Source organism: Spirosoma endophyticum (genome assembly GCF_900112365.1).
Lineage (GTDB): Bacteria > Bacteroidota > Bacteroidia > Cytophagales > Spirosomataceae > Spirosoma > Spirosoma endophyticum.
Window position 1 is genome coordinate 265,250 of the sequence record NZ_FOLQ01000003.1, and the last position, 23,511, is coordinate 288,760.

Genomic DNA, 23,511 nt, shown 5'->3' on the forward strand with positions numbered 1-23,511 from the left:
GAAACCTGTTCATTTTTCGGAAACTACCCCCACCTGTTTTACGTTGTTCTTTAGAATAAGCCCGTGGCAACGTGACGACAGAAGAAAAGGGAATACTTACCGATATTGACCTGACAGGGTACGAACAGATTGAAGTTCTTGGCGCCCGCGAACATAATCTCAAAAATATTGACGTCACCATTCCCCGCAACAAGCTGGTGGTCGTGACGGGTATCAGCGGAAGCGGCAAATCGTCGCTGGCGTTCGATACGATTTATGCCGAGGGACAACGGCGCTACATGGAGAGTTTTTCGGCCTACGCCCGATCGTTTATCGGCGATATGGAACGGCCCGACGTAGACAAGATCAATGGGCTAAGTCCGGTGATTTCCATCGAACAAAAAACCACATCTAAAAATCCTCGCTCGACAGTCGGCACAACAACCGAGATTTACGACTTTCTGCGACTGCTCTACGCCCGCGCGGGTGAAGCGTTTTCGTACGTAACGGGCCGCAAAATGGAACGGCAATCGCAGGACCAGATTATTGATACAATTCTGGAACAGTACGCGGGTCAGAAACTGACCTTAATGGCCCCAATCATCAAGAGCCGGAAAGGGCACTACCGCGAACTGTTCGTACAGATTGCCAAGACGGGTTATACGAAGGTTCGGGTCGATGGTGTCGTGCAGGACATTGTGCCGAAGATGCAGCTAGACCGCTACAAAATTCACGACATTGAAATCGTCATCGATCGGCTCGTACCTAAAGTGGAAGACCGCTATCGGCTGAGTCAGTCGATCCAAACGGCGCTCAAGCAAGGGAAGGGTGCTATGCAGATGCTTGATGGAAATGGACAATTAGTCTATTTCTCACAGAACCTGATGGACCCTGAATCGGGTATTAGCTACGATGAACCATCACCCAACTCATTTTCATTCAACTCGCCTTACGGTGCCTGCCCGGTTTGTAATGGTTTGGGCGTAGTAGAAGAAATTACAGAAGAGTCGGTTATTCCAGATAAGTCGCTCAGCATCAGTCGCGGAGCAATTGCGCCATTGGGTGAGTATCGCGAATTGTGGATTTTCAAGGAGATCGAAGCAATTCTGAAAAAATACAAACTCAATCTTACGACGCCTGTTGCGAAGTTTCCCGACGATCTGCTACACGCGCTCATGTATGGCACAGAAGAGGAAGCAACTGTGCCGTCGAAGAAGTACGTTGGAGAAAATTATTACAGCTTTAAGTTTGAGGGCATCGTTAACTTTCTGAAGCGTCAGCAGGAAAACAGCACCGACAAAATTCTGGACTGGCTCAAAGACTTTATGGTCGTCAAACCCTGTCCAGAGTGCGCTGGTGCACGACTGAAAAAGGAGTCACTTTATTTCAAGATTGCCCAGAAGAACATTTCCGAATTGGCCCGAATGGACATTTCGGAACTGACGGTATGGTTTGAGGGGCTAGAGAGTCGCTTAACTGATCGTCAGAACGTCATCGGGAAAGAAATTCTGAAGGAGATTCGAAAGCGCATTGGTTTCCTGCTCGACATTGGTTTGGATTACCTCACACTCGACCGGCCGCTACGTACCTTGTCGGGTGGTGAAGCCCAACGTATCCGGTTAGCCACGCAAATTGGGACGCAACTGGTTGGTGTGTTGTACATTATGGATGAACCAAGTATTGGTTTGCACCAGCGCGACAACGTTAAACTGATTGATTCGCTGAAAAACCTGCGTGATTTAGGCAACACGGTTTTGGTGGTTGAGCACGATAAGGACATGATGCTCGAATCAGACTTTATAATCGATATTGGCCCCGGTGCGGGTCGGCATGGTGGTCAGGTTGTTAATCAGGGAACGCCCGATGAATTTCTGAAAAATCAATACGTTGGTGCGGCAGGCAGCAGTACAACGGCTGATTACCTGAGTGGTCGACGTAGCATCGAGGTGCCATCTGAACGACGTAAAGGCAACGGCAAGTTTCTGATTATCAAGAATGCCACAGGCAACAATCTAAAGAATGTAACGCTGAAACTGCCGCTTGGCCGGATGGTGACCATTACGGGGGTGTCGGGAAGCGGTAAATCATCACTAATTCACGAAACGCTGTTTCCGGTCTTAAATCGCCATTTCTATAAGTCGAAGCGCGAGCCGCTACCCTTCAAAACGGTGGAAGGGCTGGAATATCTGGACAAGGTTATTGAGGTTGATCAGTCGCCGATCGGCCGGACGCCCCGCTCGAATCCTGCTACGTATACGGGTATGTTTTCGGAGATACGGACACTTTTTGCTGAATTACCTGAAGCTAAAATTCGGGGTTATAAGCCCGGTCGGTTCTCGTTCAACGTGAAAGGCGGGCGTTGTGAAGATTGCGAAGGCGCGGGTATGAAAAAGATCGAGATGGAGTTTCTGCCCGATGTTCATATTATGTGCGAGACCTGTAAAGGCAAACGCTTCAATCGCGAAACGCTGGAAGTACGTTTTAAAGGTAAGTCCATTGCTGACGTCCTTGACATGACGGTTGAGCAGTCATTGGATTTCTTCGCCAGTCAGCCCAAAATCCTCCGGAAAGTAACAACACTGAATGATGTTGGACTCGGTTACATCACGCTTGGCCAACACGCTACTACGTTGTCGGGTGGTGAAGCGCAACGCGTGAAACTTGCCGAAGAACTGTCTAAAAAAGACACGGGCAAGACGATGTATATCCTCGATGAGCCAACCACGGGTCTGCATTTTCAGGACATCGCTCACCTGCTTGATGTGTTGAATAAGCTTGCTAACAAAGGCAATACGGTTCTGATCATCGAGCACAATCTGGACGTAATTAAAGTTTCTGATCACCTCATCGACCTGGGTCCCGAAGGTGGCAACAAAGGTGGCTACATCGTCGCCGAAGGAACGCCCGAAAAGGTGGCTGAAGTCAAGGGAAGCTACACAGGCAAGTTTTTGAAGATGGAACTGGCTGGGTAAAAAAACGTAAAAGCTGTTAACTTCGTTGGTCTAAAAACAACTTGCGAAAACAGTTTATGCGTACCCCATTCTTTTATATTTTGCTTTTTGTGCTCGTCGTTCTGGACGCCTGGCTATTAGCGCACCCCAATCTGATTGGTCAGGCTGGGGTGTTCTTTTTTAATTACGAAGCCATCGAAACATTCCCGAAAGCCATCGGTACAGTTTCATTGGTGGTGGGCGTAACCATACTTATTTCATGGCTTGCCGGTCGACTCAGTCAGGCAGTATCGTTGGCTATATCGGTTGCTTTACTGGCTGGATCGATATATTATTTATTGCAGAGTTTCAGTCAGTACAATACGGGAATTTATAAGCTCACGGGCGCAGGTTTTCGGGCGGGGGCTATTCTGCTGCCGGGTTTAGTGGTGCTGGTAGTGGGAAAAAGTACCTGGGAAGCGATTTCGAACAAACGTAGCTGATTTTATCAACTGTCCTAGGCGTTTTCCAGCACTATCCTTCTTGCTGACTTATTACTGGTTGTCTCTTGTGCGAAAAAGTCGACATTGGTGCATAATGACTCTTTCCGCTGCTTTTTGCTTATTTTTGAGGTACTTCATCACCTGCTCTCATGAATAAATTATACCTGCTATTCATCTGCTTCCCGGTATCCCTTTTTGCCCAATCGACGTATCTTCTCAAACCCGACCGCGTTTTCGACGGCGAGTCCATCCATGAAGGTTGGGCCGTGCGGGTGAAAGATGATAAAATTGAAGCCGCTGGACCAACGTCGACCGTTTCGGCAAATGGGGCAGAAGTTATCGAGTTAAAAGGCCAGACGCTGATGCCCGGTTTGATAGAAGGGCACTCGCATTTGTTGCTCCACCCCTATAATGAAACGCCCTGGGACGATCAGGTTTTGAAAGAAGCCCGGTCGTTGCGGGTCGCCCGTGCTACCGTCCATGCGCAAAAAACGCTGATGGCGGGTTTTACAACCGTTCGTGATCTTGGGACCGAAGGTGCCGATTATGATGACGTAGGCCTGAAGCAAGCTATTAATAAGGGCATTATTCCAGGTCCTCGCATGATCATTGTGACGAGGGCACTTATTGCAACAGGTAGCTACGCGCCAAAAGGATTTAGTCCGGATATTGACGTACCGCAGGGTGCCGAAGAGGCTGATGGGCATGACGCGTTGATTCAGGCCGTTCGGCGGCAGATTGGCAAAGGTGCCGACGCCATAAAAATCTACGCTGACTACCGCTGGGGACTCATGGCCGAAGCCCGACCAACCTACACTGTTGAGGAAATCAAGCTCATTGTAGAAGTCGCGAAAAGCAGTGGCCGCGGTGTTGTGGCTCATGCCAGTACCGCCGAAGGAATGCGTCGGGCCATTCTGGGTGGCTGCGAAACGGTTGAACATGGCGATGCGGGAACACCCGAAATCTTTGCGCTTATGAAGCAACATGGCACGGCGCTCTGCCCAACGCTGGCGGCTGGTGATGCTACGAGCCAGTATCGTGGCTGGAAAAAAGGCCAGGAACCAGAACCGGAACGTATCAAGCAAAAAAGAGTAACATTTAAACAGGCCATTGATGCAGACGTAACGATGTGTGCTGGTGGAGATGTGGGCGTGTTCAGCCATGGCGACAATGCCCGTGAGTTGATTATGATGGTTGACTATGGCATGAAACCACTTGCCGTTTTGCGTTCTGCTACGTCTGTTAATGCCGACGTGTTTCACCTGGCCGACCGGGGCCGTGTCAGAGCCGGATTGCTGGCCGATCTGGTCGCCGTAGAAGGTGATCCAACAAAAACCATCGCCGATTTACGTCGGGTTAGAGTAGTCATGAAAGGGGGCGTTCTTTACAAATAGGCGCGTAAAACTTATTGTGCTTTCTGCAGGTTACAACTTAATAAAAACGTAATGCGGCTTTTTTAGGGCAAATTCATCTGTCGTTTATGTTTTTGGGCTAATTTCGCCCAGCATGGACGAACCCCGATGTTCACTAAGCCGTTAATTCATTATTTCTGAATACTCTACCCCGATTTCTTGTATGGCAAACACCGCTGAATTAACTGTCGATGGTAAGTCTTATTCCTTCCCAACCCTTGAAGGAACGGAACACGAGAAAGCCTTTGACATTTCTAACCTCCGTGACCAAACCGGCTATGTTACATTAGACCGGGGTTATAAAAACACCGGTGCAACAAAGAGCGCCATTACATTTTTAGATGGCGAACTGGGCATCCTGCAATATCGGGGTTATTCCATTGAGGATCTGGCCGCCAAAGCATCATTTCTGGAAGTAGCCTATCTGCTTATTTACGGCGAATTGCCAACTAAAGAAGAGTTTAATACGTTCGAGACGGCTATTCGTCGGCACACGTTAGTGAACGAAGACATGCGGAAAATCTTCGACGGTTTTCCGGTTAATGCGCACCCAATGGGCGTATTGTCATCGCTGGTGAGTGCAATGAGCGCTTTCTACCCTGATTTGCAGGGCGGTAGTGACGAAGATAAGACCGATTTGCATATCATTCGGTTGCTGGCCAAGATCCCGACTATTGCTACCTGGTCCTATAAGCGGTCGTTGGGTCACCCAATGAACTATCCCAAAAACCAGCTCGACTATATTCCGAACTTCCTGAACATGATGTTCTCGCTGCCGGTCGAAGACTATAAAGTCGATCCTGTCGTCGCCGAAGCACTGAACGTACTGCTTATTCTTCATGCCGACCATGAACAGAACTGCTCGACCTCAACAGTACGGCTCGTCGGTTCGTCGCAGGCAAACATCTATTCGTCGATCTCGGCTGGTATCAGTGCGTTATGGGGACCGCTACATGGTGGCGCCAACCAGGAAGTAATTGAAATGCTTGAAGATATCAAGGCCGATGGTGGAGACGTCTCGAAATACGTTGAGATGGCCAAGAACGCTAAAACAACGGGCTTCCGGCTATTCGGTTTTGGCCACCGGGTTTACAAAAACTTCGACCCACGGGCTAAAATTATTAAGAAAGCCGCCGATGACGTACTAAGCAAACTTGGCGTTAACGATCCAGTATTAGAAATTGCTAAAGGGCTGGAAGAGGCTGCCTTGCACGACGATTATTTTGTATCGCGTAAGCTGTATCCAAACGTAGATTTCTATTCTGGAATCATTTACCGGGCGCTTGGCATCCCAACCAACATGTTTACGGTGCTGTTCGCTATTGGCCGCCTGCCGGGCTGGATTGCGCAGTGGAAAGAAATGCGGGAGCAGAAAGAACCCATCGGTCGCCCACGACAGATTTATACCGGTGCTACGTTACGTGAGTTTAAGCCACTGGATCAGCGGTAGCATTAATTGTTGATTTAATTCATTCATAAAAAAGGCAGCTACTGGTTCAGTAGCTGCCTTTTTTATGTCAATACGCCGACTAGAACGCGTTACAACTGATTAATCATCAATTGCACCTTCGTCATCATCTTCTGTACCACCGATAGGATCGAGCAGCGCGTCTGAATCTTCACTGATCTTAGCTCGTATCTTGCCTTCCAGTTCCGCCATTAACTCAGGGTTGTCAAGCAGCAGTTCCTTCACGGCATCACGGCCCTGAGCCAGACGGCTCGTGCCATAAGAGAACCAGGAACCAGACTTCTTGACAATTTCCATCTCAACAGCTAAGTCAAGGATCTCACCTACTTTCGAGATGCCCTGGCCATACATAATGTCGAACTCAACAACTTTGAAAGGGGCCGCCAGCTTGTTTTTAACGACCTTTACCTTAGTCCGGTTACCCACAATGTTGTCGGCACCTTCTTTGATCTGCCCAATACGGCGAATATCCAGACGAACCGAGGCATAGAACTTCAGGGCGTTACCACCCGTAGTGGTTTCGGGGTTACCGAACATCACACCGATTTTCTCACGCAATTGGTTGATGAAAATGCAGCAGCAACCCGTTTTATTGATTGTACCGGTCAACTTACGTAGCGCCTGCGACATCAAACGAGCTTGCAAGCCCATTTTGCTTTCACCCATTTCGCCTTCGATTTCAGCTTTTGGCACGAGAGCTGCTACTGAGTCAATAACGATAATGTCAATAGCACCAGAGCTAATTAAGTGTTCCGCAATTTCAAGCGCCTGTTCACCATTGTCTGGCTGAGAAATCAGCAGGTTTTTAACATCAATTCCGAGTTTTTCGGCGTAAGTGCGATCAAAAGCGTGTTCAGCATCAATGAACGCTGCCAAACCACCTGCTTTTTGGGCTTCGGCGATGGCATGCATCGTTAACGTCGTTTTACCGGATGATTCTGGCCCGTAGATTTCAACGACCCGGCCACGTGGTAGGCCACCAATGCCGAGGGCTAAATCCAAACCAAGTGAGCCAGTCGAGATGACGGGGACATCGACAACTTTGGTTTCGCTAAGGCGCATTACTGTGCCTTTTCCGAATGCCTTGTCAAGCTTCTCGATGGTGGTTTGGAGGGCTTTTAATTTGTTGTCATTAGCAGATGCTATGGCTTGCGCCGTATCTGATTTTGCCATGTTAGGACGGTTGTTTAAACAGATAAAATTACCCAAAAATGGTCAGATAACCAAATGGGTTTTTAAAATAGTCGGGCCATTTTGGGGCTAATTCGAATAAAAGAAATAACCCAAAAGGAAGCCCATTAATGGTCCTGACATACAGGCAATTAATGGGCTTTTGAGTGAACGTTTATTTACAACGTAGAATCGGCAGTGGCCGGTTGCTGAACTGGCGCTGGTTGCTGCATTTGAGGCTGTGCCGTCTGGGATTGAGGCTGTCCTGGTTGATAACCTGGATAAGCCGATCCATCGCCGTATGGACGGGCGGCCGGACCAACTATCTCTACTCCTGTAATGTAGTACTTTGTTTCACCGTTCCAGGGAAATTTCAGAATTTTCTCTTCGTAATGAAGCGTTACCCGTTGGCCAGACTTAACAGCCTGTGTAATCTGGGCGGCTACCGCATCATCATCAACCGAAAAGTCAAAATATTGAGGTGTCAGTGAACCGGTCTCGCCCGAAAAGCCGCCTACGTTCAGAACTCCCTCATATGTTTTGAATAAAAAACCGCGTCGGCTGAATTTAGAGACCGTTCCGGCCCGTTCACCATCGCTGTAACTCCAGCCCGTGAGGGCGTAGAGAACACCGAAAACGACTAATAAGAACAATAAGAAATATAATATTCCTCGCATGGGTATGATTGGTTTGGTGGCAATTTATAAGCACACAAATAGACAACATTTTCTGACGACTTCTGTTTCAGGTCTTTATTGACCAGAAATTATTCATTGCGTCACTTAGTAACGTACTGTCTTTTAACCCGTCACGCCTGAAGTTTTGCCCTGTATTTCGTTACTTTGCGCCTGATTAGCTGGGCAGCTTACCTGCTGGCAGCCAAATCCGACAAACCGGTACGCCGGTGCGATAAAATATTTCGTTGTTAACCCTTCTTATTTCTCTACAATGAGTACCATCCAAAGCATTCATGCCCGGCAGATTCTGGATTCACGTGGTAACCCAACTGTCGAAGTGGACGTCCGTACCGAAAACGGTTATCTGGGTCGGGCTGCCGTTCCATCGGGCGCATCGACTGGCACCCACGAAGCTGTTGAACTTCGCGATAATGATCCAAAGGTCTATGTAGGCAAGGGCGTGCTGAAAGCCGTTTCGAATGTTAACGAGCTGATTTTTCCCGAATTGGTTGGCATTTCGGTTTTTGAACAGAGCATAATTGATAAAATCATGCTTGAACTGGACGGTACGCCAAACAAGGGCCGTTTAGGAGCAAATGCTATTTTAGGCGTATCGCTGGCCGCGTCTAAGGCTGCCGCGCAGGAAGCCGGTTTGCCGCTCTACCGCTACATCGGTGGCGTTAATGCAAACACGCTCCCTGTTCCCATGATGAATATCCTCAATGGTGGCTCTCATGCTGACAACTCCATTGATTTCCAGGAATTCATGGTTATGCCGGCTAATGCGTCGAGTTTCTCGGAAGCGCTACGTATGGGCACCGAAATTTTTCACACGCTCAAAGGCGTACTGAAAAAGATGGGCCTTGCAACCAACGTAGGCGATGAAGGTGGATTTGCACCGAACATTAAGTCGAACGAAGAAGCGATTCAAACCATTATTCAGGCGATTGAAAAAGCGGGCTACCGTCCAGGCGAAGATGTTTGGATTGCTATGGATGCCGCTTCGTCGGAGTTCTATGATGCCGAAGCCGGTGTTTATCACTTCAAAAAATCAACTGGCGACAAATTGACGTCGGCTGAAATGGCAGGTTTCTGGAAAGACTGGGCATCTAAATATCCAATTCTGTCAATTGAAGACGGCATGGCTGAAGATGATTGGGCTGGCTGGAAATTGCATACAGATGAATTGAAAGGCACCAAAGTACAACTCGTTGGCGACGATCTGTTCGTAACCAACGTAACGCGACTTCAGGAGGGTATCGATAAAGGAATTGCCAATGCCATTCTGGTAAAAGTAAACCAGATTGGTTCGTTGACCGAAACGATTGATACCGTTAATCTGGCCAAGCGGAACTCGTATAAGAATATCATGTCGCACCGTTCGGGCGAAACCGAAGATGCAACCATCGCCGACCTGGCTGTAGCCCTTAACACGGGTCAGATCAAAACGGGTTCGGCGTCGCGCTCAGACCGGATGGCGAAATACAACCAACTACTACGTATCGAAGAAGAATTAGGCGAAGTAGCCTATTTTCCAGGGCTTAAATTCTAAATAATGATGAATCATAAATGATGAATGATTAACGTAATGCTGGTCATTCATCATTTATAATTCATCATTCATCAGCATGTTCCAGAAACTCCTTCATTACGGCCGAAATTTCTACGTAGCGACTGGCTTAGGGCTGTTGGCGTGGATGACGTTTTTCGATGCCAATGACCTGCCGACGCAAATTCGGAATTACTGGAAACTGCACGAATTAGATCAGGACACCCGATATTATCAGGATAAAATAAAATTGGTGCAGACGGAACGGAAGGAGTTGCTCGGCAATGACCGGCTTCGGGAGAAATTCGCCCGCGAAAAATACCTGATGAAAAAAGAGGGTGAAGACGTATTTGTCATCGTAGACGAACACAATGAACCGCTAGAAAAATAGACGTTAGTCAACAGTAGTCAGTCGATAGTCGTTAGTGGCTGGCGCGAGTAAATACTAACTACTATCGACTAATGACTATCGACTGCAATGCTAAATGTTCTCTTCGTTTGTTATGGTAATATTTGCCGGTCGCCAATAGCTGAGGGTGTGTTTAGGCAGTTAGTTACCGAAGCGGGTCTTGACCGGCAAATTCAGGCGGATTCTGCCGGAACGGCCTCCTTTCATATTGGCCAGCTTGCCGACCGGCGCACTCGGGAAAATGCCTTCGAACATGGCTTAACGCTTACGCATCGGGCGCGACGCTTAATTGGCGAGGACCTGGCCGAATTTGATTACTTCGTGGCGATGGATGAAAAGAATCTTGAAGCCATCGAAAAGCTAAATTACCGAAGTACGGGCCTGTACACCACCGATACCATTTTCCTGCTGCGGGAGTTTGATCCGGATATCAGCGACGAACCGAATGTACCCGATCCTTACTACGAAGGCCCGGAGGTTTTTGAAGAGGTTTATCAAATTACACTACGTTGTTGTCGTCAATTACTGATGTACCTGATGCAGCAGCATAATTTTCAAATTGTGAATGAGCGACTGAGTGAATAAAGGGTATTAACTCTTGTTCACTTAGTCGCTCATTCACTCATTCACAATTTGAACCTATGAATAAAAAAGTCATTCTCATCATTCTCGACGGATGGGGCATTCCGCTGAAACCCGAAGTGTCGGCTATTGAAGCAGCTCATACGCCGTTTATGAACTCGTTGTATCCTAAGTATCCGAACAGTACGTTGGAAGCGTCGGGTTTGGCGGTTGGTTTGCCAGCGGGCCAAATGGGTAACTCCGAAGTTGGCCACATGAACCTCGGTGCAGGCCGCGTGGTCTATCAGGATTTGGTTAAAGTGAATTTAGCTGTTGAAGAGCATACGCTTGATAATGAGCCTGTTCTTGTCGATGCGCTAACGTACGCCAAAACCAATGGTAAGAAAGTCCATTTCATTGGTCTCGTTTCCGACGGCGGTGTTCACGCCCATATTGAGCACATAAAAGGATTACTCTCCATTTCGCACGCACATGGGTTGACGGACGTATTTGTTCATGCATTCACGGATGGCCGCGATACTGATCCCAAGGGTGGCATTGGCTATCTGACCGATCTACAGGCGCACATGGCCGTTTCGACGGGGCAAATTGCCAGCGTTATTGGCCGGTATTATGCGATGGATCGCGATAATCGCTGGGAACGTGTCAAAATCGCTTATGATGCGATGGTACATGGCGAAGGTGAGAAAGTGGATGCGACTAACGTAACGAAAGCCCTACAAACCTCTTATGATGCGGGTGTGACGGATGAGTTTATTAAGCCCATTATTGTTACCAACCCTGATGGTGCACCAGTGGCCGTTATCGAAGATGGGGACGTAGTACTTTGCTTTAACTTCCGCACGGATCGCGGCCGCGAAATCACACAGGCGCTGACACAGAAGGATTTTCCGGAGCAGGGTATGAAAAAACTCAATCTGGAGTACATCACGATGACTAAATACGACGATGATTTCGTAGGTGTAAAGGTCATATTCGAAAAAGATAATCTCGAAAAGACCCTTGGTGAAGTCATTTCGTCAGTAGGCAGAAAGCAGATCCGTATTGCTGAAACAGAGAAATATCCGCATGTTACGTTCTTCTTTTCGGGTGGTCGTGAGGAACCGTTTCCGGGCGAAAAACGCCTGCTCTGCCCTTCACCGAAAGAAATGGTTGTTCTCGACGACAGGGGCGTAGAGGTAACCATACCGGTAAAAACCTACGATCAGATCCCTGAGATGTCAGCTTACGACATTCGAAATGCCATTATTCCAGAATTAGAAAAAGAAGAAACGGATTTCATCTGCCTGAACTTTGCCAATACCGACATGGTTGGGCACACGGGCGTATTCGAAGCCGTGGTGAAAGCGGCCGAAACGGCCGATGCCTGCGCACAAGCCGTCACAGAAGCTGCCCTGGCGCATGGTTACACGACAATTATCATTGCCGACCACGGTAACGCCGAATATATGACTAATGATGATGGTACGCCCAATACGGCCCACACAATCAATTTAGTGCCCTGTATTCTGATTGATAAAGATTATCATCCGATACTCAACAATGGCAAACTCGCTGACATTGCACCCACGATTCTCCAATTGATGGGTATTCCGCAACCTCCAGAAATGGGTGGGGTGAGTTTGATTAAAGAGTGAAAATTTTTGAAATTTGTAAAAAAAGCCGCGCCTGTTACGTCAGTCCGCGGCTTTTTTACGTTGCCGGGGCCGCTAGTTAACAGTAGCCAGATACCCTAGTTGCACTTTAGGAAAGGTAACCGATAAACACGTGGACCTTCACCTAGTATGCAGATTGACAATTCGTTAACATCTTCTGACCTTTCAGCAAAACTTGACCAATTCTGGGAGCTGTCTGGCCAGAAAATTCGCCTGATTGAAAAAGAGTACGATGTAGCAAAAGGCTCACCTGTTTTTACGGTTGCTGGAAAATATACAACGCGCGGCTGGACGGAGTGGACACAAGGCTTTCAATTCGGATCGGCGATTTTACAGTTCGACGCCACAAACGACGCTGAATTCCTTGAAATGGGTCGCCAGAAAACGCTGCGTGTGATGGCTCCCCATATTAGCCATATTGGTGTGCATGATCACGGTTTCAACAATGTTAGTACGTATGGAAATCTACTTCGGTTGATGCGCGAAGGCCGGATTTCGCACAATGACTGGGAAGCTAATTTTTATGAACTGGCCCTGAAAATCTCCGGGGCTGTGCAAGCCAGCCGTTGGACACCCATTAAGAGCGGACGGTCCGCCGGTGCGGGGTTTATAAGCTCATTTAATGGTCCACATTCACTTTTTGTCGATACGATACGTTCCTGCCGGGCCTTAGTACTGAGTCATGGGTTGGGCCACGTTTTTCAGGGTGAGGGCGATGTGAAAATCAATTTGCTGGAACGGGCTTTGCACCATATCAAAGCCACCGCCGATTACGCGGTTTTTTACGGCGAAGGCCGCGATTCCTACGATCTATGGGGGCGTACTGCTCACGAAAGCGTCTTTAACGTTAAAGATGGGAATTTTCGATGCCCCAACTCACAACAAGGATATTCAGGTTTTACAACCTGGACGCGCGGTTTAGCCTGGGCCATGTGCGGTTTTGCCGAAGAACTGGAGTGGCTCACTACGTGCGACGATGCCGAATTAGAACCCTTCGGGGGACGTAACATCATTGAAGCTTACATGCTTAAAGCCGCTACCGCCACCTGCGATTTTTATATCGAGCATACACCCACGGATGGCATTCCTTATTGGGATACGGGTGCGCCAAACTTACACCGCTTAGGTGATTACCTCAATCGACCTGCTGACCCTTACAATGATTTTGAGCCGGTAGACAGCTCGGCAGCGGCTATTGGAGCGCAGGGACTGCTACGCCTTGGAAAATATCTGACCGACAAAGGCGATTCAGAAGTTGGGAAACGATACCATCAAGCCGGTTTAACCGTACTCAATACGTTGTTTGACGAACCATATCTAAGTATGGACCCAGCGCATCAGGGATTGATTTTACATTCGATTTACCACCAACCCAATGGTTGGGACTACGTACCGCCCGGCAGTAAAATCGCTAACGGTGAATCAAGCATGTGGGGTGATTACCACGCCCGTGAAGTTGCGCTGTATCTGCAACGTATCATACGTAATGAACCGTACTACACCTTTTTCAACTGTCTCCCATGAGCGAGAAATATAAGCCTCAATTTCCGCGCATGGCCCAATTGAAAACGGCGGCTGATCTGCGGAGTTATTTAGAAAAAAACGAGATTGATCTGCCGTTTGATGAAACTTTACTGCCTCCTACAGAAAGCCCGTTCAATAGGCATATACAACTCAAATCGGGCAAAACGATTGGTAATAGCCTTTGTATTTTGCCAATGGAGGGCTGGGATGGTACTACAGAGGGCCGACCGACGGATTTTACACGAAATCGCTGGAAGAAATTCGCTATCAGTGGCGCCAAGCTGCTGTTTGGTTGTGAGGCCGTAGCAGTCTGTCATTCGGGGAAAGCTAATCCCAATCAATTGGTGCTGAACGCTGATACGTTCCAGGACTTTGTCGAACTGCGGCAATTGATTCTTGATGAACACGCCGAAGTGTTTGGAAAACCCGACGATTTATTGATTGGTCTTCAATTGACACATTCAGGGCGTTTCTGCAAACCAAAGAGCCACAAAGCTTTTGAACCGAAAATTCTTTATAGCCATCCCTTTCTGAACAGCAAATTTGGCCTGTCCGCCGATTATCCAACGCTTACTGATGCGGATATTGACCAAATCATCGAGCACTACGTTGAAGCAGCTGTACTTGCCCAAAAAGCGGGCTTTGATTTTGTCGATGTAAAACATTGCCACGGTTATCTGGGTCACGAATTCCTAAGCGCGGTAAATCGGGAAGGGCACTACGGCGGTTCTTTCGAAAATAGAACGCGCTATCTACGGAACATCGTTTCGGGAATCCGTCAGGCGGCACCGGGGCTGGAAATGGGCATTCGCCTGAGTGCGTTCGATATGCTCCCGTTCAAAAAAGGCCCTGCTGGTACGGGCATTCCAGAAGCTGCTGAGCAATATCCATTTGCGTTTGGAGGGAAATCGAACGGACTGGGATTTGATTTAACAGAAACGAAAGCGTTGCTGTCGCTGGCTGAGTCACTCGGCATTCAATTGGTGTGCATTACCGGCGGAAGTCCCTATTACAACCCACATTTGATGCGACCCGCCCTATTTCCGCCTTCCGATGGCTACTTGCCTCCCGAAGATCCACTGTTGGGCGTAAAGCGGCAAATCGACGTGACAAATGAGCTGAAACAGGCTTTTCCCGAGCTAGTGATTATCGGATCGGGCTATTCGTATTTGCAGGAGTGGCTTCCCAACGTAGCGCAGTCCGTGTTGCACAAGGGCATGGCCGATAGTATAGGCTTTGGGCGTATGGTATTGTCCTATCCGACTATGCCCGCCGATATGCTTGCTGGTCGGGCACTTGTCCGAAACCAGATATGCCGCACGTTTTCTGACTGTACGACGGCTCCACGTAATGGACTCATTTCGGGCTGTTATCCCCTGGATATTCTCTATAAAAAACGGCCTGAAGCCGAGCAACTTAAAGCGATAAAAGAGAGCCTGTGAATAACTCGGAACGCTCGCACCGGCGCACCGGACCGGTAGCGCTTATTACAGGCGGTAGCCGAGGAATTGGGTATGGTATTGCCGAACATTTAGCCGATGCCGGATTCGATCTGGCCATCAATGGCGTTCGACCCGAAGACGCAGTCAGTGATGCGCTGGATAAACTAAGGCAACGCGGATGTGACGTCATTTACTGTCAGGGCGATGTTGCATCAACAGAAGCCCGAGTAGAAATAATGCAACGTATTAAAGCTCATTTTGGGCGGTTAAACGTGCTCATCAACAATGCAGGAGTTGCCCCAAAAGAACGGCGGGATATTCTCGACGCGACGGAGGAAAGTTTTCAGTATGTACTATCAACCAACCTACAGGGAGCCTATTTTCTAACGCAGGCAGCCGCCAACTGGATGATCGTTCAACAAACGGAGCAAGTTGATTTCTGGGGATGTATCATCAACGTATCATCTGTTTCAGCGACTGTGGCATCCGTTAACCGGGGAGAGTACTGCATAGCGAAAGCGGGTTTAAGCATGGCTACCCAGCTGTTTGCCACCCGACTCGGCGAATACAATATTCCGGTTTATGAGGTTCGGCCGGGAATTATAAAAACGGATATGACAGCAGGCGTAACCGCCAGATATAATGCGTTGATTGATAATGGATTGGCTTTGCAAAGGCGATGGGGCCTTCCCGACGACGTAGGCAAAGCAGTAGCTTCACTTGCCCAGGGAGCTTTTCCCTATTCGACAGGTCAGGTCATTATGGTTGACGGCGGAATGACGATACCAAGACTATAAACCAACAACTTTTCCTAAACCAATTCAAAATCATGGACTCAAAACAAGTTTCCCGGCGCTACGTCCTCAAAGCGGGTGCTGTTGGCTCGCTGGCAGCCATTGGACTGCCTACCTACATCCCGGCGCATGCGTTTGGGGCTAATGACCGCGTTCGGATGGCCGTTATTGGTATCAATGGCCGTGGGAAAGATCATATTCAGGGTTTGTCGAAGCAAAAGGATGTGGAAGTGGTCACCCTTTGCGATGTAGACAGCAATGTTCTGCAAGCGGGTGCGACTGAGTTTGAGAAGAAATATAACCGGAAAGTCCAGACTATGGCTGATCTTCGGCAGGTCTACGATGATAAGAATATTGATGCTGTGAGCATTGCCACCCCAAACCATTGGCATGCGCTGGCGGCTATCTGGGCGTGTCAGGCGGGGAAGGACGTTTACGTTGAAAAACCAGGTGCGCACAATCTGCACGAAGGTCGTAAACTCATTGAAGCAGCTACCCGATATAATCGCATTGTGCAACATGGGGTGCAACTACGTAGCTCGGAGGCTATTCAGGAAGCTATCAAGCACCTGCGCGACGGCCTGATTGGCAAGGTTTATATGGCACGTGGACTTGTCTACAAATGGCGACCAGATATCGGCAATAAAGGTCCTTCGGCCGTCCCCTCTGAACTAAACTGGAATATGTGGCAAGGTCCAGCGCAGGAAAAAGAATTCAGCAAGAACTACGTTCACTACAACTGGCACTGGTTCTGGGACTACGGCAACGGCGACATTGGCAACCAGGGAATCCACGAAACAGACTTGTGTATGTGGGGTCTAGATGTAGGATTGCCCGAAGAAATTACATCGGCAGGTGGTAAATTTCTCTGGAACGACTGCAAGGAAACTCCCGAAACCCTTACGTCGGTTTACAAATACCCATCATCAGGCAAAGTGATTCAGTTTGAGGTGCGGCCCTGGATGACGAATAAAGAAGACGGCGTTGAGATTGGAAACCTTTTTTATGGCGATAAAGGCTATATGGTCATCAACGGGTATGATGATTATAAGACGTTTCTGGGTAAAGAGCGTGCACCGGGACCAGCGCGTAAAGCCGGTGGTGACCACTATGCGAATTTTATCGAAGCTGTCCGGTCGCGGGATAAATCGAAGCAGAACGGCCCGGTTGAAACAGCCCATTTGGCGTCAGGTATCGCGCACCTGGGAAATATTGCTTACCGCCTAGGTCGTACCCTGCACTTTGATCCCAAAAATGAAGTATTTGTTGGAGACAAAGACGCGAATCAAATGCTAACCCGTAAGTATCGCGCTCCGTTCGTAGTGCCAGAAAAGGTGTAAAATTTAACTTCCCGAAAGTTCAAAACCGCTCGGGCGACCCCGTTTCGGGAAGTTCTCATTGAACCACAATCCTCTCAAATGAAGCCAATCACGACTCCTGAATCAACCGCAACAAACCGTCCGGTCATCAGTCAACTTCTGCAACTTCCGGTGTTGGTGGCTGCTCTAGGGTATCTGGTGGACATGTATGACCTGTTTTTATTCAGCGTTGTGCGTGTTCCGAGTCTCAAAGGATTAGGTATTGACGGCGACAGATTACTAAGTGACGGTCTGTTGTTGCTCAATGCGCAGATGGTCGGTTTGCTGATCGGGGGTATTTTCTGGGGTATTTTGGGTGATAAAAAAGGACGTCTTTCGGTTCTATTTGGCTCTATTCTGATCTACTCGCTAGCCAATATTGCCAATGGATTCGTTACGTCGCTGGACCAGTACGTATTACTTCGGTTCGTGGCTGGACTGGGATTGGCTGGCGAACTGGGGGCTGGCATTACGTTGGTCACGGAGATTTTACCTAAACAAATTCGGGGATATGGTACCACGCTTGTTGCCACAATGGGCGTATTAGGGGCTATTTTGGCGTATTTTATGGCGGACTTGTTCGACTGGCGCATTTCCTATTTCATCGGTGGTGGATTAGGACTTCTGCTGCTCGTGCTGCGGGTGAACGTACTGGAATCCGGCCTTTTTGTCAAGACAAAACAGCGGGCTCTGAGCCGTGGAAGTGTCTTAATGCTTGTTTCCGATAAAACCCGGCTATTTAAATATTTTCAGTGCATCCTGGTAGGGTTGCCCATCTGGTTTGTCGTCGGAATCCTTATTACGTTCTCGCCGGAGTTTGGTAAAGCGCTTGGGTTGAGCGCCCCCGTCGTGGCGGGGAAAGCCGTCATGCTAAGTTTTTCAGGACAGGTATTGGGCGATATCGTCAGCGGATTTTTGAGTCAGTCCATGCAGAGCCGCAAGAAAGTTATCCGGCTGTTTATGCTTTTGTCCCTGGCGTTCATGCTAATTTATTTACTGGCCCCCGTGAGCGACTTAACGCTCTTTTATACGATTTGTGTTTGTCTTGGATTTGCCAACGGCTATTGGACGTTATTTATAACGATTGCTGCTGAGTTGTTTGGCACTAACCTTCGGGCCACTGTCGCGACGACTGTACCCAATTTTGTACGCGGGGCTACCATACCACTAAGTGCGCTTTTCATTCAGTTGAAGCCTGCTTTAGGGACGATTTATAGCGCCTTAACGGTTGGGCTTCTGACGCTCGCCGTCGCTTTGATCGCACTATCTTTCCTGGACGAGACGTTTAAAAAAGACCTGGATTACGTCGAAGAAGGGTAGATAGAAAATCAGGAACGCTAATAACGCCGAAGTGGCTGATTTACAAAGATTTTTATCCGTGTAAATCAGCCACTTCGGCGTTATCAATATTTTATTTTTTACATGTCGAACAGAATCCGGGATGGATCTTCCAGAATCTGCTTCACGCGGACAAGGAAGCTAACGGATTCTTTCCCGTCAATAATCCGGTGATCGTATGACAGGGCCAGGTACATAATCGGCCGAACAACAATTTCGCCGTTGATCACAACCGCCCGCTCAACGATGTTGTGCATACCAAGGATGGCCGACTGAGGAGCGTTGATAATTGGTGTCGAGAGCATCGAACCGAACGTGCCACCATTGGTGATGGTGAACGTACCGCCCGTCATCTGGTCAATTGTCAGTTTATTGTCGCGGGCTAGTCCAGCCAACCGAACGATTTCTTTCTCAACGCCGGCAAAGCTTAATTTCTCCGCATTCCGAATAACCGGTACAACCAAGCCCCGATCAGTTGAAACGGCGATAGAAATATCGCAGAAATCATTGAAAATCATTTGATCACCATCGATCTGGGCATTCACCGCCGGAAAATCTTTCAGGGCAATACAAACCGCCTTCGTGAAGAATGACATGAAGCCAAGGCCAACACCATTTTTCTCCTTGAATTTGTCTTTGTATTTATTCCGAAGATCCATAACCGCCTTCATGTCAACCTCATTAAAGGTGGTCAACATAGCCGTTTCATTTTTCACAGCTACTAACCGCCGGGCAATTGTCCGACGTAGCGATGTCATTTTCTCACGACGCTGGCCGCGTTCGCCTGCGACAACTGGAGCCGGTGCCGGAGCTGCCGGTTTAGGGGCAGTTGGCTGAGCCGAAACGTCGGACCGCTGTGGTGCAGGTTGTGCTGGTGCAGCTACAGGAGTTGGAGCAGATGATGCCTTCTGTGCATCTTCCTTCGTAATACGACCACCTACACCCGATCCTTGAACTTGCTGGGCATCAACACCTTTTTCGTCAAGGATTTTAGCGGCAGCTGGTGAAGGATAATGAGCTGCATATCCGTTCTGGCCGTTGCTGGCAGCCACTTCGGGAGCTGGAGCTGATCCATTGGATGATGGTTGCGGAGCTGGTGTGCTGGCAGGCGTTGGCGCGGCAGTAGCCCCTGCACCCACTTCGATTTTAGCAATCAAAGCCCCGATCGGCAATGTTTCGCCCGCCTGCGCTACGATACGTAGCGTTCCAGCCGCTTCAGCAGGAAGTTCGAACGTAGCTTTGTCGGATTCCAGTTCGCACAGAACTTCGTCGAGTGCTACCTGATCGCCATCTTTTTTGCTCCATGAGGCAATGGTAACTTCCGTAACCGATTCACCCACGGCCGGAACTTTCATTTCTACTACGCTTGAACCAGTCGTAGCTGGAGCTGCTGGTGCAGCCGGAGCCGGGGTTTCTGCTGCTGGGGCAGGTGGTGGCGTCTCGGCTTTAGGTGCTTCTGCTTTAGCCGGTTCTGCTGCTGGTGGCGTAACCGGTGTACTGCCCCCATTGTCAATAGTACAAATACTGGCACCAATAGGCAAAACGTCGCCTTCCTGCGCCAGAATGTGTAGAATACCATCGGCTTCAGCCGTCAATTCAAATGTCGCTTTATCGGAATCGAGTCCACAAAGAACGTCGTCCATTTTTACGCTATCACCTTCTTTTTTATACCAGGTGCCAACGGTTACTTCGGTAATAGATTCCCCCACGGGAGGAATTTTCATGTCAACGGCCATAGACAGTTAGTGAGTTGGTCAATCAGCGAGTCGGTCAATATAGCGGCAATCTACTCACCGACTATCGACCGACCAACTGGTTGACTGTTATTTATTCAAACGCTCTCCGAACAATATCGGCTTGTTCCTGAGTATGTATTTTTGCGTAACCGGTTGCAGGTGATGCTGAAGCCTTACGCGAGATAACCGGCAGATTCAGGCCGTTACGCAGCAAGAAAGTCCAGTAACCCATATTGTCAGGTTCTTCCTGTACCCAGAATACTTCGGCTTTTTTGTACTGCGCCAGTATATCATCCAACTGCTGTTTAGGCAGCGGAGCGATTTGTTCCAACCGCACAATGGCTACGTCGTCACGCTGATCGGTCTGCTGCTTTTCCAGTAAATCGTAGTACACTTTACCCGTACACAGCAGTACACGCTTCACTTTTTTGGCTTGCGCATAGCTATCACCAATCACTTCCTGGAAACTACCTTTTGTGAGATCCTCTAAAGGCGAAATGCACTTTGGATGACGTAGTAACGATTTTGGCGACATCACTGCAAGTGGCTTGCGGAACGGCCATGTCAACTGACGACGCATCAGGTGGAAGAAGTTCGCTGGCGTTGTTATATTGGCAACGACCATGTTATACTCCGCATAGAGTTGCAGATACCGCTCAGGACGAGCATTGGAGTGCTCTGGTCCCTGGCCTTCATAGCCGTGCGGAAGCAACATCGTTACTCCGTTCTGAATACCCCATTTTGACTCGGCAGCTGCAATAAACTGATCAATAATCAATTGAGCACCGTTCGAGAAATCGCCAAACTGCGCTTCCCAGATAACTAGTGCATGAGGATTCGCCATTGCATACCCGTATTCAAAGCCCAATACGCCATATTCCGAGAGTAGCGAATTGTAGACCTGAAACTTCTGCTGACCTTCCTCAATAAAATCGAGTGATGAGTATGACTTGTTCGTTTCAGAATCGTGCAGTACGGCGTGACGGTGCGAGAACGTACCCCGTTGTACATCCTGACCGCTAAGCCGGACGGGTTTGCCTTCGACCAGTAAAGAACCGTACGCCAGAAGTTCGGCAGTACCCCAGTTCACCATTTTGGTGTCGGTAAGCATTGCCTGCCGATCTTTCAGCAATTTGTCGATTTGCTTTAAGGGCTTAAATCCTTCCGGAATTTTCACCAACGCTTGACCGACTTTATTCAGTACGTCGATCGAGACCCCCGTTTCGGGCGATTTCTCGAAATCTTTTGGTTCACTAAAACGTAGCTCAGCCCAGTCGAGGTCCAGACGTAGTGGTTTATACGGAATCTCTGCTTTCTGCTTTACCCGGTCGAGCCGATCCTGCAATTGCTTTTTAAACTCCGTATCCATGCGTTGTGCCAATTCGGCATCAACGTCACCCCGTTTAATGAGTAGGTCTTTGTACAACTCACGGGGGTTGGCATGCTTCTCGATGATGTTGTACATCGTTGGCTGCGTGAACTTAGGCTCATCAGCCTCGTTGTGACCGTAGCGTCGGTAGCAGACCATGTCGATAAACACGTCGCGGTTGAATTTCTCGCGAAACTCTACGGCTAGTTTAGAGCAGAAAATAACCGCTTCTGGATCGTCGCCGTTGACGTGGAAAATGGGGGCATCAATGATTTTGGCTACGTCCGAGCAGTAAATAGAGGAACGGGCGTCGTCAAAATCGGTAGTGAACCCAATCTGGTTGTTAATAACAAAATGGACCGTACCGCCGGTTTTATAGCCGGCTAGTTTAGCCATCTGCGTTACTTCATACACAATACCCTGCCCTGCCACAGCCGCATCGCCGTGAATCAGGATAGGCATGATTTTGGTGAAGTCACCGTGATATTCTTCATCAGCCTGAGCCCGTACGAACCCTTCAACTACGGGATTCACCGCTTCTAGGTGTGATGGGTTTGGCGCCAGTTTGACACTAATCTGCTTTCCTGACTTCGTTTCCGTTAAACTCGAATAGCCCAGATGGTATTTAACGTCGCCATCGCCGTGGACCTGTTCGGGTACGTTCCCTTCGAATCCGTCAAAAATAGATTCGTAGGATTTGCCCAGAATGTTGGCCAGTACGTTTAGGCGTCCCCGGTGAGCCATGCCAATCATCACTTCCTCAACGCCCATGTCGGCCGCCTGGCTAATGATCGTATCCAAGGCGGGAATTGTTACTTCACCACCTTCGAGCGAGAAACGTTTCTGGCCTAAATACTTAGTAGCCAGGAAGTTCTCGAAAACCGTTGCTTCGTTCAGCTTTTCGAGAATACGTTTTTTCTCATCAAGCGACGGTTCAAAAACGAGCGCTTCTTTCTCAATCTTGTTACGGAGCCAGTTTTTAACATCCAGCTCGCGGATATACATGTATTCGAAACCAATATCGCCTGCATATATTTTGCGTAGCGATTCCATAATAACACGTAGCGTAGCCGGTCCGATGCCGAGTAATTTACCCGAATCAAATACAGTATCTAAATCTGCTTCTGATAGTGCGTAGTCCGGCAAATCGACCCGAGGCTGGCGGTCTTTACGTTCCTTGAGTGGGTTGGTTTTTGCCAGTAAGTGACCGCGAGACCGGTATGCCTTAATCAGGCTGGCTACTGAAACTTCTTTCTCGGCATGAAGCGCATCGACAGGTTTGGCCGCGGTCTGGCCCGTTGCAGCGGCTCCATTTCCGTTCGGTGTAGTACCGTTACCGTTGGATTTGCCCGGTCCGGTGTTTCCATTAGGTTTTTCGCCGTATGTCAGCGAAAATTCAAATCCTTTGAAAAATTGCTGCCAGCTTTCGTCAACTGCTTGAGGGTCTTGCTTATAAGACTGATAGAGTTGATCTACGTAAGCCGCATCAGAATTGGCGATATATGAGTACTGATCCATGACGGGGACGCGTCGTTGTTATGACCCGCAAAGGTAGCGTTTCGGCCAAACAGTTGACTGCAAAATTTTCTGTTTTTATTGACTTTTTGTTGGTTACC

The 23,511-nt window shown here is 48.6% G+C and carries 17 protein-coding genes; 13 read left to right on the forward strand and 4 right to left on the reverse strand.

What is annotated here, in order from left to right:
- The first annotated feature begins 71 nt into the window (after positions 1-71).
- From uvrA to BM202_RS10175, 4 genes are all read left to right on the forward strand, one after another.
- Positions 72-2,951, forward strand: coding sequence for an excinuclease ABC subunit UvrA (uvrA, locus tag BM202_RS10160; protein ID WP_093825585.1), 2,880 nt, complete (start codon positions 72-74; stop codon positions 2,949-2,951).
- Positions 2,952-3,007: 56 nt separating this feature from the next.
- Positions 3,008-3,412 carry a hypothetical protein gene (locus tag BM202_RS10165; RefSeq protein ID WP_093825587.1) on the forward strand — a complete coding sequence of 135 codons (405 nt, stop codon included), beginning with the start codon at positions 3,008-3,010 and terminating at the stop codon, positions 3,410-3,412.
- 149 nt (positions 3,413-3,561) lie between these two features.
- Positions 3,562-4,806: a metal-dependent hydrolase family protein gene (locus BM202_RS10170; RefSeq protein ID WP_093825588.1), complete on the forward strand. Its 1,245-nt coding sequence runs from the start codon at positions 3,562-3,564 to the stop codon at positions 4,804-4,806.
- Between the two features lie 181 nt (positions 4,807-4,987).
- Positions 4,988-6,274, forward strand: coding sequence for a citrate synthase (locus BM202_RS10175; protein WP_093825590.1), 1,287 nt, complete (start codon positions 4,988-4,990; stop codon positions 6,272-6,274).
- A gap of 99 nt (positions 6,275-6,373) precedes the next feature.
- Here BM202_RS10175 and recA read toward each other — a convergent pair whose 3' ends face one another.
- Positions 6,374-7,465: a recombinase RecA gene (gene recA / locus BM202_RS10180; RefSeq protein ID WP_093825591.1), complete on the reverse strand. Its 1,092-nt coding sequence runs from the start codon at positions 7,463-7,465 to the stop codon at positions 6,374-6,376.
- 176 nt (positions 7,466-7,641) lie between these two features.
- Positions 7,642-8,139 carry a hypothetical protein gene (locus BM202_RS10185; protein ID WP_093825593.1) on the reverse strand — a complete coding sequence of 166 codons (498 nt, stop codon included), beginning with the start codon at positions 8,137-8,139 and terminating at the stop codon, positions 7,642-7,644.
- A 271-nt stretch (positions 8,140-8,410) separates the two neighbouring features.
- On the opposite strand from BM202_RS10185, the gene eno reads away from it, so the two are divergent.
- The 9 genes from eno to BM202_RS10230 all read left to right on the forward strand — a co-directional run bounded on the left by eno (position 8,411) and on the right by BM202_RS10230 (position 18,772).
- Entirely contained in the window at positions 8,411-9,691 is a 1,281-nt protein-coding gene (gene eno / locus BM202_RS10190) for a phosphopyruvate hydratase (protein ID WP_093825594.1), read from the forward strand.
- A gap of 76 nt (positions 9,692-9,767) precedes the next feature.
- Entirely contained in the window at positions 9,768-10,079 is a 312-nt protein-coding gene (locus tag BM202_RS10195; protein WP_093825596.1) for an FtsB family cell division protein, read from the forward strand.
- Positions 10,080-10,166: 87 nt separating this feature from the next.
- A complete protein-coding gene (locus BM202_RS10200) occupies positions 10,167-10,682 on the forward strand; it encodes a low molecular weight protein-tyrosine-phosphatase (RefSeq protein ID WP_093825598.1) in 516 nt (171 codons plus the stop codon).
- A 56-nt stretch (positions 10,683-10,738) separates the two neighbouring features.
- Positions 10,739-12,316: a 2,3-bisphosphoglycerate-independent phosphoglycerate mutase gene (gpmI, locus tag BM202_RS10205; RefSeq protein WP_093825600.1), complete on the forward strand. Its 1,578-nt coding sequence runs from the start codon at positions 10,739-10,741 to the stop codon at positions 12,314-12,316.
- A 147-nt stretch (positions 12,317-12,463) separates the two neighbouring features.
- Positions 12,464-13,858 carry a glycosyl hydrolase gene (locus BM202_RS10210; RefSeq protein WP_093825602.1) on the forward strand — a complete coding sequence of 465 codons (1,395 nt, stop codon included), beginning with the start codon at positions 12,464-12,466 and terminating at the stop codon, positions 13,856-13,858.
- Complete coding sequence (locus BM202_RS10215; RefSeq protein WP_093825604.1) at positions 13,855-15,300, forward strand: oxidoreductase; 1,446 nt, start codon at positions 13,855-13,857, stop codon at positions 15,298-15,300. Before BM202_RS10210 ends, BM202_RS10215 begins: the two co-directional genes overlap by 4 nt.
- On the forward strand, positions 15,297-16,097 hold the full coding sequence (locus tag BM202_RS10220) for a 3-ketoacyl-ACP reductase (RefSeq protein ID WP_093825606.1): 801 nt from the start codon (positions 15,297-15,299) through the stop codon (positions 16,095-16,097). Before BM202_RS10215 ends, BM202_RS10220 begins: the two co-directional genes overlap by 4 nt.
- A gap of 32 nt (positions 16,098-16,129) precedes the next feature.
- Positions 16,130-17,434, forward strand: coding sequence for a Gfo/Idh/MocA family protein (locus BM202_RS10225; protein WP_093825608.1), 1,305 nt, complete (start codon positions 16,130-16,132; stop codon positions 17,432-17,434).
- Positions 17,435-17,512: 78 nt separating this feature from the next.
- A complete protein-coding gene (locus BM202_RS10230) occupies positions 17,513-18,772 on the forward strand; it encodes an MFS transporter (protein ID WP_093825610.1) in 1,260 nt (419 codons plus the stop codon).
- A 98-nt stretch (positions 18,773-18,870) separates the two neighbouring features.
- Here the strand turns inward: BM202_RS10230 and odhB are convergent, their stop codons facing one another.
- Positions 18,871-20,526 carry a 2-oxoglutarate dehydrogenase complex dihydrolipoyllysine-residue succinyltransferase gene (gene odhB / locus BM202_RS10235; protein WP_093825612.1) on the reverse strand — a complete coding sequence of 552 codons (1,656 nt, stop codon included), beginning with the start codon at positions 20,524-20,526 and terminating at the stop codon, positions 18,871-18,873.
- A 91-nt stretch (positions 20,527-20,617) separates the two neighbouring features.
- Positions 20,618-23,413: a 2-oxoglutarate dehydrogenase E1 component gene (locus BM202_RS10240; RefSeq protein WP_093825614.1), complete on the reverse strand. Its 2,796-nt coding sequence runs from the start codon at positions 23,411-23,413 to the stop codon at positions 20,618-20,620.
- Between the last annotated feature and the right edge of the window lie 98 nt (positions 23,414-23,511).